The following is a 14,468-nucleotide window of genomic DNA, read 5'->3' on the forward strand; positions in this document are numbered from 1 at the left end:
GCAGGGGTCCCGGGGTGGGGTGGGATGCCGCTGGTTTGTCGTTCATATCTTCATTTTATTGTGTCTGACCTGCGATGACAATGTTTGGTTCGGCTGATTCGCGTGTGTTTCCGTTGCCATTCGGCCATGGCATTCGGCAATCGGAACGGAAGTCTTTAGGCAATGTCTCCGACGAATCAACATCGTCGCAGGTCGCGGCCTTGCCGCCCGCGGCACATCCGTTGACCGCCGCTTCCGAACCCGCGGTCGCCTGTTAGCGTCGCATCCCCGCCCCCACCCCCGCTCCCGTCAGAAGGGAACTCCGGCATGGCAACGCCGTACCCGCCGATCGAACCCTACGACCAGGGGATGCTCGACGTCGGCGCCGGCAATCACGTGTACTGGGAGGTCTGCGGCAACCCCCGCGGCAAGCCCGCGCTGGTCGTCCACGGCGGCCCCGGTTCGGGGTGCTCCACCGGCAGCCGACGCAGCTTCGACCCCGACCGCTACCGGATCGTGCTCTTCGACCAGCGGGGCTGCGGGCGCAGCACACCCCACGCGGCCGACCCTGCCACCGACCTGTCCGCGAACACCACACACCACCTCATCGCCGACATGGAACGCCTGCGCGAACACCTGGGGATCGAACGGTGGCTGCTGTTGGGCGGGTCATGGGGGTCGACCCTGGTCCTCGCCTATGCCGAGCGGTACCCGCAGCGGGTCACGGAGATCGTGATCCCCAGCGTCACCACGACCCGACGCGCGGAGATCGACTGGCTGTACAGGGGTGTCGGCCGGTTCTTCCCCGAAGAGTGGTCCCGGTTCCGCGCCGCGGTCCCCGAGCCCGAACGCGACGGCGACCTCGTCGCCGCCTACGCCCGGCTGATGGCGGACCCCGACCCCGAGGTCCACGCCGCGGCCGCCGCCGAGTGGATGGCGTGGGAGGACGCGGTGATCTCGCAGGAGCCCAACGGGATCCCCCAGGCGTACAGCGCGCGCCCGCCCGCCGCGACGCTCGCCTTCGTGCGCATCTGCACGCACTACTTCTCCCGCGGCGCCTGGCTCGACGAAGGCGTCCTCCTGCGCGACGCCGGGCACCTCGCGGGAATCCCGGGTGTGCTGATCCACGGCCGCCTCGACATGGGCAGCCCGCTGGGGACCGCCTGGGAACTCGCCCGCGCCTGGCCCGACGCGCGCCTCGTCGTCGTGGCGGACTCCGGCCACACCGGGAGCGACACCATGCGCGACGAACTCCTCAACGCCCTCGACGCCTTCGCACGCACCTGATCGCCGGACCACAACGTCAACGGCGCCGGGCCGCACTCCTCGCGGATCGGCGCGAACGTTCATCCGGAAAGAGGCGATGGACAACACAGGTGCCGACACACGACCGCGTCGTTCAGGCGATACCGCCGGTGTCGAGCGGTCCGGTGAAGGGATGCGGCAACGCGAGCTTGGTGCCGGTGTTCACCTGAGTCTGCCGCCGATAGACGCCGTTCTCCGGCTCCTCGAACAGAGTCCACCGGTCATGCTCGGTATCGATCAGCAGGTACGACGGGACGTCGCCCAGCGCGTACCCCCGGGGCTTCTTGACCCGGTCGGCATCAGCGTTGCCCGGAGAGGTGATCTCGACCGTAAGCAAAACCTCGGTCGCCGGGAACTTCCAGATCCGTTCGTCCAACAGCACATCGGGGATCACCACAAGATCGGGCACATAGCGTTCCCCCGTCGCCGGAACCAGAAGGGTGGCCGTCTGGGCGATCTCAAGTTCGGGCGGCAGCAGACCGCGCAACGCGTAGTGCAGCCGGGAGGCGATCTTGATGTGCGGGCCAACCGGAGTCGGAGACACGACCAGGTTCCCTTCGATGATCTCAACCCGGTAACCCTCTGGAGGGCTCAAGTGTTCGGCGACCGCTGCGAGATCATGCTCCGCCTGTGACATGGGCATCGCCATTCGATGATCTCCTAACTCACCACGCCTGCGTGCATTATAGGCAGTTCGGTGTACCTGCGCTCGGCGAGCGAGGGCTCCGGCGGGAGTCGGGGAGCGGCAGGCCCGGGCGATCGGCCGGACGCGCCCCTACTCGGCCTTGGGGAGGGACGCGAAGCCGTCTGCCGCGGCGCGCGACGCCGCGAGGAGCCCGATGACGGTGGCCGAATTGCGGAAACGCCCCTGCGCCGCAGCCTCGACGGCCTCCTCCAGCGGCAGCCACACCGTCGGCATGTCCGCCTCCTCGTGGATCCGCTCGAAGTCGATGTCCGACTCGGCGACCTCGGTGATGCCGCGAGCGAGGAACACCTGGATGCGCTCCGTGCAGAACCCGGGCGACGAGAAGTAGTCGGCCAGCGCGAACCACCGCTCCGCGGTGAACCCGGCCTCCTCCAGCAGTTCGCGCTGGGCGGTGCGCACCGGCGGCTCGCCGACTTCGTCGCGGATCCCGGCGGGGAGCTCCCACAGCCGGTGCCCCACGACGTGCCGGTACTGGTTCAGCAGCAGCACCCTGCCGTCGTCGTCGAGCGCGAGCGCCGCCACCGCGCCGGGGTGTTCGAAGCGGTCGCGCTGGACGATCTCCGGGCCGTCGGCACCGGGCATCTCCACCCAGTCCGACACCATGGCGACCTTGCTGCCGCGGTAGTGCTCGACCGTCTTCTCGACCGGCCAGGACTCCGGGCTGTCGGCGATCTCGCCGCTCATCGCTTGGCTCCCGTGTACGCCAGTGCCGCGGCGACCAGGCCGGCGAACAGCGGGTGCGGGCGGGTGGGCCGGGACCGCAGTTCGGGGTGCGCCTGGGTGCCGACGAAGAACGGGTGCTCCCCGCGCTCCAGCTCCACGTACTCCACGAGGGAGCCGTCGGGCGACAGCCCGGAGAACCGCAGGCCGGCCGCCTCCAGCTTCGGCCGGAAGGAGTTGTTGACCTCGTAGCGGTGACGGTGCCGCTCCGAGGCGCGCGCGGCGCCGTACAACTCGCGCACGATCGAGTCCTCGGCGAGTTCGGCCGGGTACAGGCCGAGGCGCATCGTGCCGCCCATGTCGCGTTCGCCGGAGACGACGTCGGTCTGGTCGGCCATGGTCGCGATGACGGGGCTCTCGACCTTGTCGTCGAACTCGGCGCTGTTGGCGCCGGGGAGCCCGGCGACGTCGCGGGCGTACTCGATGACCATGCACTGGAGGCCGAGGCAGATGCCGAGCAGCGGGATGTTGTTCTCGCGTGCGTGCCGGATGGCGCCGACCTTGCCTTCGATGCCGCGCACACCGAACCCGCCGGGGATGAGGATTCCGTCGATGTCGGCGAGGACCCGGGCGGCGTCCTCGGGGGTGGCACAGGTGTCGCTGGCGACCCAGCGGATGTTGACGCGGGTGTCGGTGCCGAACCCGCCGGCGCGCAGCGCCTCGGTGATCGAGAGGTAGGCGTCGGGGAGGTCGATGTACTTGCCGACCAGGGCGATCGTCACCTCGTGCGCGGGTTGGTGCACGCGGCGCAGGAGGTCGTCCCACTCGGTCCAGTCGACGTCGCGGAACGCGAGGCCGAGGCGGCGCACGACGTAGGCGTCGAGTCCCTCGCGGTGCAGCACCTTGGGGATGTCGTAGATGGACGGCGCGTCGGGGGTGGAGACCACGCCGCCTTCGTCGACATCGCACATGAGGCTGATCTTGGCCTTCAGGCTCTGCGGGATGGGGCGGTCGGAGCGGCACACGATGGCGTCGGGCTGGATGCCGATACTGCGCAGCGCCGCGACGGAGTGCTGGGTGGGCTTGGTCTTCAGCTCCCCGGAGGGGCCCAGGTAGGGCAGCAGCGAGATGTGCAGGAAGAAGCAGTTCTCGCGGCCGATCTCATGCCGGATCTGCCGGGCGGCCTCCAGGAACGGCTGCGACTCGATGTCGCCGACCGTGCCGCCGATCTCGGTGATGACGAGGTCGACGTCTGCGGCGTCCATGGCGAAGATGCGCGACTTGATCTCATTGGTGATGTGCGGGATGACCTGCACGGTGTCGCCGAGGTAGGCGCCCTGGCGCTCTTTGGCGATGACACTGGAGTAGATCTGGCCGGTGGTGACGTTCGCCGACGCCGACAGTTCGGTGTCGAGGAAGCGCTCGTAGTGGCCGATGTCGAGGTCGGTCTCTGCCCCGTCGTCGGTGACGAACACCTCGCCGTGCTGGAACGGGTTCATCGTGCCGGGGTCGACGTTGAGGTAAGGGTCGAGCTTCTGCATGGTGACCCGCAGTCCGCGCGACTTCAGCAGTCGGCCGATGCTGGAGGCGGTGAGTCCCTTACCGAGACTTGAGGCGACCCCGCCGGTAACGAACAGGTGTTTGGTACTCGCGGCGGATGCCAAGGTGATGCTCCCGTGGTCGGTTGGCTACGGATCGCCCGAACGCGGCAGGCGGTCGTGCGGTGTCCGGTAGCGGCGGGGCCGTGCAAACGGCCCGGAACGAGCGCGGACGCCACGGGCCACCAGGTTAACAGTGTCGAGCACCCCTACGGGAACGCCGAGCCGCGCACCTGCGCTCGGACGCGCCGCACGGGCCCCGGCGGTCTCCCGCAGACCACCGCCGGATCAGCGCAGTCCACCGCAAGACCTACCCGCAAGACCAACACAGACCAACGCAGCAGCACGGGAACCGCGGCGGGCGGCCCGGATGCGGGCCGCGCCGCGGCGAGCGCCCAAAGGCGCCGACGGGACGGGGGTACGAAGGGAATTCGATGCGGATTCGACGCGGATGCGACGGGGATCACCGGCACAGGTCGCGTGCACACATCGCCAGCACAGATCACCAGTCCGGGTCACCAACCCTGCTGCGGCGGCGGACCGTAAGGTCCGGGCTGCTGCTCACCGCCGGGCCAGGGTCCCGTGCCGCCCGGATACTGCGGCCCGCCGTGGTGGGGCTCGCCGTACGGGGGCTGGGCGTGTGGGGGGTGGGCGTGTGGGGGTTGGATGGATGGGGGTTGGGTGTTCGAGGGCCGGCCGTACAGGGGCTGGGCGTATGGGGTTTCGCCGTACGGAGGTTCGCCGTACGGCTGCGGCGGCGGGTACTGGGGGCCGTTCGGGTCGTACGGTCCATAAGGGCCGTACGGACTGTACGGGCCGTACGGATGCCCGGCGGGAACGCCGCGGAAGAACCGTCCGCTGCGCGGCAGCGACAGCAGGACCACATTGGTGATCCCCACCAGCAGGAAGAGCAGGCCCGCCGGGTTGGTATTGCCGATGGCGCTCAGCCCGGCGAAGATCGTCAGCGACCCGATGATGATGGCGTAGGACCGGATGCTCGTGCCGCCGCGTCCCAGTAGAAGCGCCGCGATCAGCGGGAACACCGCGAAGAACGAGCGGGCCGAGGCGCGCCCGACCAGCTCGAAGTCGTCGAGCGCGACCCCGACGAAGATGTCGACCGCGGAACGGGCGAACACCAGGCCGCAGACGATGAAGAAGAGGACTTGAACGGCCGTGACCGTACCCGGTTTGGGCATGGGCGGCAGAGGTGGCTGCATCGGAGTCTCCTCGCGATGGGGGGATGGCCGGTTTCAGCGTCCCATATCAATGCCCCCGCACGGCGGTGTCGCGGCCAGACGACCGGTTCCGGCCGTACCCCCCGGAGGGCGCGGCCCGCACCTTCGCGCCGCTCCCCGCTCGCCGGGTACCCCGCGGCGCGGATTCGGGGCCGTGGCCTCATGGCGGAGGCGGCCGCCCGCCTCTGCGCCCTCCGGCGGCAGCCGCGTCGGGGCTGCCGCCGGCAGACTCACCTGCGGAGGACGGCCGCGTGGCCGCCGCCGCGCCGTTCGGGCTCGGCCACCGCCTGGATCCGGCTGCGGCCCAGCAGCTCCAACGCCGTCACGGCACCGATCTCGCCGCTCTGGACCTCGGTGAAGCTGTGCCCGAGCGCGGTCAGCTCCTTCTCCTCGCTGCCGCCGAGGTAGTCCGGTTCGGCTTCGGTTGCCTCGGTGTTGCGCTGGGAGGTCCGGGGCGACGCCACCGCGTCGGGCAGCGAGGCGCCTGCGTCGACCCGCTCCGTGAGTACCTGGAGGACCGTGGTGATGATGGTGGCGCCGCCGGGACTGCCGACGGCCAGCCACGGCTCGCCGTCGCGCAGCACGATGGTGGGCGCCATGCTGGAGCGGGGGCGTTTGCCGGACGCCGGCAGGTTCGCCGCCCCCGCGCCGGTGTCGGAGACCTGGAAGTCGAAGTCGGTGAGTTCGTTGTTCAGCAGGAATCCGCGCCCGGGGACGGTGCTGCCACTGCCGCCGGTCTGCTCGATCGACAGCGTGTAGGAGACCACGTTGCCCCAGCGGTCGGCGGCGACCAGGTGGGTGGTCGACAGCCCTTCGCGCGCCGGTGCCGCCGCGGCGCCGGGCTCCGCGCACTCGCCGCCCGCGTCGAGGTCGCCCGGCCCGACCGGGGCGGGCAGCACGGAGTCGGCGGCGAACTCGCAGGCCCGCTGGGCGGCGAACGCCGGGGAGAGCAGGGTGTCGAGGGGGACGTCGGAGAACGCGGGGTCGCCGACGTAGGCGTTGCGGTCGGCGAAGGCGAGCTTGCCCGCTTCGAGGGCGGTGTGCCGCAGCTCCGCGCCGCGGAGGCCGCCGTCGGTTCCGGGCGCCGCCTCCTCCATGATGTTCAGCGCCTCGCCCACGGTGGAGCCGCCCGAGGACGAGGGCGCCATGCCGTAGACGTCCACCCCCCGGTAGCCGACCTTGGCCGGTTCGCGTTCGACAGCGGTGTAGCCGGCGACGTCGTCGGGGGTGAGCAGCCCGGGGCGGACGGTGCGCTCCGAGCCGGGCGCCACAGGGGGCTCGGCAGCGGTGCGTGCGATGTCGCCGCCGATGGCGCCGTCGAGGACGCGCGTGCCGCGTTTTCCGAATGCGCGGTAGGTCGCGGCGAGGTCGGGGTTGCGCAGGCGGCTGCCGACCTCGGGCGGCGCGCCGCCGGGCAGGTAGAGCTCTGCCGTCGCGGGGAAGTCGGCGAAGCGGTCGGCGTTGGCGGCGGTCTGCTCGCGGAACGTGCGGTCGACCCGGAAGCCCCGGTCGGCGAGCCGCGCCGCGGGGCGCATGACCTCGGAGAGCGGGGTGGTCCCCCACGTGCGGACCGCGGTCTCCCAGGTGGCGGGGGTGCCCGGGGCCCCGACGGACAGCCCGGAGGTGACGGCCTCGTCGAACGGGATGGGCTCGCCGTCCTCGAGGAACGCGTCCTCGCCCATGGCGGCCGGCGCGGTCTCGCGGCCGTCGAGCGTGCGCACCCGCCCCGACTCGGCGTCGTAGTAGACGAAGTAGCCGCCCCCGCCGAACCCCGAGGAGTAGGGCTCGGTGACGCCGAGCGCCGCCGCGGCTGCGACCGCGGCGTCGACGGCGTTGCCGCCGGACCGCAGCACCTCCATGCCGGCCCGGGTGGCGTCGGGGTCGACCGTGGACACGGCGCCGCCGCTGCCCACAGCAACGGGATCGCGGTGGGGGCCGCCGGAGTCGGCGGCCGCGGGGACGGCCGCTCCGGCCGTCAGGACCAGCGCTGCTGCGGCGACGCCGCAGCGCACCGTCGACTTCCACGGCACCATGGGGGATCCCTTTCCGCCGGCGCCGACACGGCGCACACTCCGGGGTCGCGAGGGTGCCGACAGTAGCGCGGGGGCGCCGAGAGCGCCAGGCCCAAAATCAGCGCAGCGCGAGTGCCGGCCGGGTCTCCCAGGTGGTCCACAGCGGCCGGTACCCCATGCGGTGCCAGAAAGGGCCGGATACCGGGTTGAGCACCGCGTAGTTCAGCAGTGTGACGGCGATGCCCTGGGAGTCCATGGCCTGGTGGGCTTCGTTGATGAGGGCGGTGCCGATGCCCTGGCCGCGCATTTCGTCGGCGACGATGGCGTAGCCGATGTACGCGGCGGGGCCGGTGCGCACCAGCGGGCCCACCCACCTGGCGCGTGAGGGCGGCGACACCCACACCAGGCCCACGGGGCGGCCGCGGCGCTCGGCCAGCCAGATCCAGGACGGGCGGCGCACCAGCGCCCGCGCCACCACCCGCCGAGTCTGCTCGGCGGTGTCGCTCTGGATGAACACCCCGCCGAAGTGCTCTTCGTAGCGGTGCTCCTCCATGACCAGGCCGACGACGGCGGCGATGTCCTGCGGCTCCGAGAGCCGGATGGTGACGTCGCGCGGCGGGAGCGACGGCGGCACCCCGCGGCGCTGCCTGCGCGCCGCCAGCACCGTGAAGGGCTGGAGGCCGTGGCGCTGCATGGGGCGGATGCCGGAGATGTCGCGCGAGGGCCAGGTGAGCAGCGCTGCGGACTCCGAACCGGTGCCGGTGGGCAGCTGCTCCAGCTGCTCGCGCCAGCTGCTGAGCAGGGAGTCGAGCGCGCCCTCGGGATCGGGGCCGCCTACGACGGGGGTGAGCCAGTGCTGGTCGGGGACGCCCCAGGTGCGTCCGACCTCGCCCGGCTGGTACCAGGAGTAGTGCATGGTGCCGGTTGCGGCGGGCTTGCCCCGGGGGTCGGTGACGGTCAGCAGCGGGTAGCTGCTCTGCCGGGGGTGCGAAGGATCGGGCAGCAGAGGATCGAGCTCTGACCACCGGCGCGCAACAGAGTTGACGAGCAGCTTGAACTCGGGCGCCCCACCGGGCGGATCGTCATGCCGCACCCGTGCGACGTAACCAGCCATCCATCCCTCCACAACCACCGGCTCACAACCTGGGGGCCTCGCCTCCCCTGAGGCCGGCCGCCGCGGGCGACGACGTACCGTCGCATCTCGACTACTTCTCGACCGTAGCGCCTCACCACGGAAATCGCGGGGTGAACTCCGGAAGTTCCGGAGAATCAGGACGAGCGACCGCAGGTGCGGCCATGGCCGAATAATGCGTCCGGACCTCAACCGTAACCCACGCAGGGCCTGCGGTCGCTCCCAGGGCGTGGCCAAGACGCGCCACGGCGGCCGGGCGCGGCACGGGGATGGGCATGGCGGGATCGGGGCGGGACCGGCGGCGTGCGGGGGCGACCCGGGCAGACTTGGGCTGGCCCGGGCGAATCTGGACGGATCCGACGGACCCTGCCATGGCCGCACCCCCGCACCCCCGCACCCGCCGGGCGCGCCGAACGCGCATTCGATCCGGGCGGGGCACCGCCGGGGGTCAGGACACCCCGGCGGCGTCCATGCCCCGCAGTTCGCGCTTGAGCTCCTTGACTTCGTCGCGCAGCCGCGCGGCGAGCTCGAACTGGAGGTCGGTCGCCGCCTGGTGCATCTGCTGGTTGAGCTGCTCGATGAGGTCGGCGAGCTCGGCGCGCGGCATCGAGGAGATGTCCTTGGACCGCTCTCCAGCGCCCAGCCCGGGGACCGGCGCCTTGGGGCGGCGCTCCTGGCGGTACCCGCCGCTGATGAGCTCCTCGGTGTCGATGTCCTCGCGCGCCAGGGAGTCGAGGATGTCGGCGATCTTCTTCCGCAGCGGCTGCGGGTCGATGCCGTGCTCCTCGTTGTACGCCTTCTGCTTGGCGCGGCGGCGGTCGGTTTCGTCGAGTGCGCTGCGCATGGAGTCGGTGACCCGGTCGGCGTACATGTGCACCTGGCCGTTGACGTTGCGCGCCGCGCGCCCGATGGTCTGGATCAGGGAGGTGCCCGAGCGCAGGAACCCTTCCTTGTCGGCGTCGAGGATGGCGACCAGCGACACCTCGGGGAGGTCCAGGCCCTCGCGCAGCAGGTTGATGCCGACCAGGACGTCGAACTCGCCGACCCGGAGTTCGCGCAGCAGCTCCACCCGGCGCAGGGTGTCGACCTCGCTGTGCAGGTACTGCACGCGGATACCGAGGTCGGAGAGGTAGTCGGTGAGGTCTTCCGACATCTTCTTGGTCAGGGTGGTGACGAGCACCCGCTGCTGCGCCTCGGTGCGCAGCCGGATCTCGTGGACGAGGTCGTCGATCTGACCCTGGGTGGGCTTGACCACCACCTCGGGGTCGACCAGGCCGGTGGGGCGGATGATCTGCTCCACGACGTCGCCGCCGCTCTGGCGCAGCTCGTAGGTGCCCGGGGTGGCCGACAGGTACACGGTCTGACCGATGCGGGTGAGGAACTCCTCCCACTTCAGCGGGCGGTTGTCGAGCGCGGAGGGCAGCCGGAAACCGTGGTCGACCAGTGTGCGCTTTCGGGAAGCGTCTCCCTCGTACATGCCGCCGATCTGCGGGACCGTGACGTGCGACTCGTCGACGACGAGCACGAAGTCCTCGGGGAAGTAGTCGAGGAGGGTGTTGGGCGCGCTGCCGCCCTCGCGGTCGTCGAAGTGCCTGGAGTAGTTCTCGATGCCGGAGCAGGACCCCACTTGCCGCATCATCTCCAGGTCGTAGGTGGTGCGCATGCGCAGCCGCTGCGCCTCGAGCAGCTTGCCCTGGCCCTCCATCTCGCCGAGCCGCTCGGCGAGCTCGGCCTCGATGGCGCCGATGGCGCGGTCCATGCGTTCGGGGCCGGCGACGTAGTGGGACGCGGGGAAGATGTAGACCTGGTCGTCCTCGCCGAGCACCTCGCCGGTGAGCGGGTGCAGGGTGAGCAGCCGCTCGACTTCATCACCGAACATCTCGATGCGGATGGCGAGTTCCTCGTAGACCGGGATGATCTCGATGGTGTCGCCGCGCACCCGGAACGTGCCGCGGGTGAACGCCATGTCGTTGCGGGAATACTGCATGCCGACGAGCTTGCGCAAGAGGTCGTCGCGGTCGACGTCCATGCCGACTTCGAGGGTCGCCATGCGGTCGACGTACTCCTGCGGGGTGCCCAGGCCGTAGATGCACGAAACCGACGACACCACGATGGTGTCGCGCCGGGTGAGGAGCGAGTTCGTCGCGGAGTGCCGCAACCGCTCGACCTCGTCGTTGATCGAGGAGTCCTTCTCGATGTAGGTGTCGGTCTGCGGGACGTACGCCTCGGGCTGGTAGTAGTCGTAGTAGGAGACGAAGTACTCGATGGCGTTGTTGGGCAGCATCTCGCGCAACTCGTTGGCGAACTGCGCGGCGAGGGTCTTGTTGGGCTGCATGACCAGCATGGGCCGCTGCACCTGCTCGGCCAGCCACGCGACGGTGGCGGTCTTGCCGGTACCCGTGGCGCCGAGGAGGACGTTGTCGCGGTCGCCGGCCTGGATCCGCCTGGTCAGTTCGGCGATGGCGGCCGGCTGATCGCCGGCCGGGGTCATCTCCGAGACCACCTCGAACGGCGCCACCGAGCGCTCAATACCGGTCACCGGACGCACGTCGCCTCAACTCCCCTTCGATTTCCCGCGGACGCATTCACCTTCCCGCGGACGCATTCACCGTAACGCCGCCCTGCGACGTTTCGGGGCGACCGCTCAGCCGGTGCCGGGCCGTGCCCCGGCCGCGCCGATTTCGTCCCTGCGCGCGATGAGTTCGCGCCACACCTGATCGACACGTTCGTCGAGGTCGGCCTCTGTACCCGTGTTGTCGACGACGATGTCGGCGACCGCGCGGCGCCGCTCCCGGTCGGCCTGAGCGGCGATGCGGCTCCTGACGTCGGACTCGCTCATGGCGCGGTTGGCGGTGACCCGCCGCACCTGCGTCTCCGCATCCACATCGACAACAACGACCACGTCGTAGAACTTCCCGAGGCCGTTCTCGACCAGCAGCGGGACGTCGTAGACCACAACGGCGCCCTCGGGCGCCGCCGCCATCAGTTTCTCGGTGCGCCCGGCGACCCGCGGGTGCACGATGGCGTTCAGCGCGGCGAGCCGCTCGTCGTCGGCGAACACGACGGCGCCGAGCCGGGGCCGGTCGAGGCTGCCGTCGGCGGCGAGGACCTCGGCGCCGAACTCGGCGACGATCTCCGCCAGTGCGGGCGTGCCCGGCTCGACCACTTCCCGCGCGAGCTTGTCGGCGTCGATGACCACGGCCCCGTGTTCGGCGAGGCGGCGGGCCACGGCGCTCTTGCCGGAACCGATGCCGCCGGTCAACCCCACTTTCAGCATGGGCCCCACTTTCGGTACGGGAACGAGCCTATTGGTCCGCGGTCTGCCGGTGTGCGGCGGCCTTGCGGAGGTGGACCATCGTCACGTGGTCCTGCGAGCGGTCGCGGGAGACCTCGTGGTAGCCGAGCGACCGGTACAGCCGCAGGTTCCCGTCGCTCATGTGCCCGGTGAACAGGGCGAAGGTCGCCACCTCCGGGTACTCGGCCCGCGCGCGCTCCTCCAGTGCGGTCATCAGCGCGCGGGCGATCCCCTTGCGCCGCCGGTCGGGTGCGACGGTCAACCGGTTCACCAGGAACGTCCCGCCCTGGGCCGTGCCCCGCACGGAGCCGACGATGCGGGTCCCCTCGACCGCCTTGAGCAGCAGCACACCCCTGTCGAGCGCCGCGCCGATCTGGGTGGCGTTCTCGGTGAGCGGCAGGATGAACGGGTCGCCGTACGCCTGGGCTTCGGTGACGTAGGCCGCGAGCTGCACGGTCCAGATCTCGCCGACGTCGCCGGGGACGGCGGTCTCGATGCGGAACCCGGGCTCGGGCATGGCGCCTCCTGCGTCGTGGAGCGGCAGCGTCGCTCGACCATAGCGAAGGGCCGCCCCCCATGCGGGGAGCGGCCCTCAGCGATTCGCGCCTGGACGCGCCGGAGTCACCGGCGTGCCGGGACGACCGGGACTAGTTGTCCCCGCCGCCCGCGAGCTTCTCGCGGAGCGCTGCCAGCGCCTCGTCGGAGGCGAGTGCGCCGCCACCGCCGGCCGAGCCGCCGGTGCTGGAGCTGCTGCCCCCGCCGCTCGACGCCCCGTTGCTGCTGGAGCTGGGCGCGGCCGGAGCCGGGGTCTCGCCGCCCTCGAACGGTGCGGCCTCGGCGGTCGCCTCGGCCTCGGCCTCGGCGGCCTGGGCCTCTTCGACCTGCTTGCGGTGCGCCTCGAAGCGGGACTGGGCGAGCGCGTACTGGCCCTCCCACTCGTCGCGCTGCGACTCGAAGCCTTCGAGCCATTCGCCGCTGTCGGGGTCGAAGCCCTCGGGGTACTTGTAGTTCCCCTGCTCGTCGTAGTCGGCGGCCATGCCGTACAGGGTCGGGTCGAACTCGACCTGGTCGGGCGTGACGCTCTCGTTGGCCTGCTTCAGCGAGAGGCTGATGCGGCGGCGGTCGAGGTCGATGTCGATGATCTTGACGAAGATCTCGGTGCCGACCTGCACGACCTGCTCGGGGATCTCCACGTGGCGCTCGGCCAGCTCGGAGATGTGCACCAGGCCCTCGATGCCCTCTTCGACCCGCACGAACGCACCGAACGGAACCAGCTTCGTGACCTTGCCGGGAACGACCTGGCCGATCTGGTGCGTGCGGGCGAACTGCTGCCACGGGTCTTCCTGGGTGGCCTTCAGCGACAGGGAGACGCGCTCGCGCTCCATGTCGACGTCGAGCACCTCGACCGTGACCTCCTGGCCCACCTCGACGACCTCGCTGGGGTGGTCGATGTGCTTCCAGGACAGCTCGGAGACGTGCACGAGGCCGTCGACGCCGCCGAGGTCGACGAACGCACCGAAGTTGACGATGGACGACACGACGCCCTTGCGGATCTGGCCCTTCTGCAAGGTGTTGAGGAACGTCTGGCGCACCTCGGACTGCGTCTGCTCCAGCCAGGCGCGGCGCGACAGGACCACGTTGTTGCGGTTCTTGTCGAGCTCGATGATCTTGGCTTCGAGCTCGCGGCCGACGTAGGGCTGGAGGTCGCGCACGCGGCGCATCTCGACCAGGGACGCGGGCAGGAAGCCGCGGAGGCCGATGTCGAGGATGAGACCACCCTTGACGACCTCGATGACGGTGCCGGTGACGACGCCGTCCTCTTCCTTGATCTTCTCGATCGTGCCCCAGGCGCGCTCGTACTGCGCGCGCTTCTTGGACAGGATCAGCCGACCTTCCTTGTCCTCCTTCTGGAGGACCAGGGCCTCGACGTGGTCGCCGACCGTGACGACCTCGCCGGGGTCGACGTCGTGCTTGATCGACAGCTCACGCGAGGGGATCACACCCTCGGTCTTGTAACCGATGTCGAGCAAGACCTCGTCTCGATCGACCTTCACGATGGTGCCCTCGACAATGTCACCGTCGTTGAAGTACTTGATGGTCTCGTCGATCGCTGCGAGGAAGGCTTCCTCGGACCCGATGTCGTTGACCGCTACCTGGGGTGTCGAGGTGGCCTCGGTGCTGCTCGTCATGTGTGGGTGGACTCCGGATACGGACATTGACAGAAAAGGGACGCCGTAGATCCGGACGGAGGACACACGATCCCCGGATTGTGCAGACCACCGAGGAGTAGACGCCGAAACGGCCGAACCTCAAGGGCCACGGTATGACCGGGCCACCGCTGCGCAGCCCCGACCACCGGGATCGGGGGCCGGGACATCAGAAACCGTGCCCGCCGGTGCGGCGAGCATGGGACGAGGCCCGCGACTTCGATCCAAGTGGAGCGATTCCGCGCATACGAATCCACAACGCTCCGGCCAGGATATGAGACGGGAGCGCTGCGGTCAATCGGAGCCCAGTGTCCACAGGGGGTTCACCGGCACTCCGAT

General features: G+C 70.4%; 11 protein-coding genes. 1 reads left to right on the forward strand and 10 read right to left on the reverse strand.

Annotation, left to right across the window (positions count from 1 at the left end; all coding sequences use genetic code 11):
- The first annotated feature begins 306 nt into the window (after positions 1-306).
- Positions 307-1,266 (forward strand): prolyl aminopeptidase, encoded by a 960-nt coding sequence (pip, locus tag CLV63_RS30315; protein ID WP_106586677.1) that lies wholly within the window; start codon positions 307-309, stop codon positions 1,264-1,266.
- A gap of 112 nt (positions 1,267-1,378) precedes the next feature.
- On the opposite strand, the gene CLV63_RS30320 is transcribed toward pip, so the two are convergent.
- The 10 genes from CLV63_RS30320 to rpsA all read right to left on the reverse strand — a co-directional run bounded on the left by CLV63_RS30320 (position 1,379) and on the right by rpsA (position 14,111).
- Positions 1,379-1,933 carry a Uma2 family endonuclease gene (locus CLV63_RS30320; RefSeq protein ID WP_106586678.1) on the reverse strand — a complete coding sequence of 185 codons (555 nt, stop codon included), beginning with the start codon at positions 1,931-1,933 and terminating at the stop codon, positions 1,379-1,381.
- Positions 1,934-2,059: 126 nt separating this feature from the next.
- Positions 2,060-2,674, reverse strand: a complete 615-nt coding sequence (locus tag CLV63_RS30325) for an NUDIX domain-containing protein (RefSeq protein WP_106586679.1) — start codon at positions 2,672-2,674, stop codon at positions 2,060-2,062.
- Entirely contained in the window at positions 2,671-4,314 is a 1,644-nt protein-coding gene (locus CLV63_RS30330) for a CTP synthase (RefSeq protein WP_106586680.1), read from the reverse strand. The genes CLV63_RS30325 and CLV63_RS30330 overlap by 4 nt, the downstream gene beginning before the upstream one ends.
- 449 nt (positions 4,315-4,763) lie before the next feature.
- Positions 4,764-5,465, reverse strand: a complete 702-nt coding sequence (locus tag CLV63_RS30335) for a hypothetical protein (RefSeq protein WP_146165711.1) — start codon at positions 5,463-5,465, stop codon at positions 4,764-4,766.
- Positions 5,466-5,713: 248 nt separating this feature from the next.
- Positions 5,714-7,516 (reverse strand): gamma-glutamyltransferase, encoded by a 1,803-nt coding sequence (gene ggt, locus CLV63_RS30340; protein ID WP_106586682.1) that lies wholly within the window; start codon positions 7,514-7,516, stop codon positions 5,714-5,716.
- Between the two features lie 97 nt (positions 7,517-7,613).
- Positions 7,614-8,609: a GNAT family N-acetyltransferase gene (locus CLV63_RS30345; RefSeq protein ID WP_106586683.1), complete on the reverse strand. Its 996-nt coding sequence runs from the start codon at positions 8,607-8,609 to the stop codon at positions 7,614-7,616.
- Between the two features lie 466 nt (positions 8,610-9,075).
- Positions 9,076-11,175 carry an excinuclease ABC subunit UvrB gene (gene uvrB, locus CLV63_RS30350; RefSeq protein WP_106586684.1) on the reverse strand — a complete coding sequence of 700 codons (2,100 nt, stop codon included), beginning with the start codon at positions 11,173-11,175 and terminating at the stop codon, positions 9,076-9,078.
- 96 nt (positions 11,176-11,271) lie between these two features.
- Complete coding sequence (gene coaE, locus CLV63_RS30355) at positions 11,272-11,904, reverse strand: dephospho-CoA kinase (protein WP_211301553.1); 633 nt, start codon at positions 11,902-11,904, stop codon at positions 11,272-11,274.
- 28 nt (positions 11,905-11,932) lie between these two features.
- Entirely contained in the window at positions 11,933-12,439 is a 507-nt protein-coding gene (locus CLV63_RS30360; RefSeq protein ID WP_106586685.1) for a GNAT family N-acetyltransferase, read from the reverse strand.
- A 130-nt stretch (positions 12,440-12,569) separates the two neighbouring features.
- The gene (gene rpsA, locus CLV63_RS30365; protein ID WP_106586686.1) at positions 12,570-14,111 is read right to left on the reverse strand and encodes a 30S ribosomal protein S1; all 1,542 of its coding nucleotides are present in this window, start codon (positions 14,109-14,111) and stop codon (positions 12,570-12,572) included.
- Positions 14,112-14,468 lie beyond the last annotated feature (357 nt).

The organism is Murinocardiopsis flavida, assembly GCF_003014485.1.
GTDB lineage: Bacteria > Actinomycetota > Actinomycetes > Streptosporangiales > Streptosporangiaceae > Murinocardiopsis > Murinocardiopsis flavida.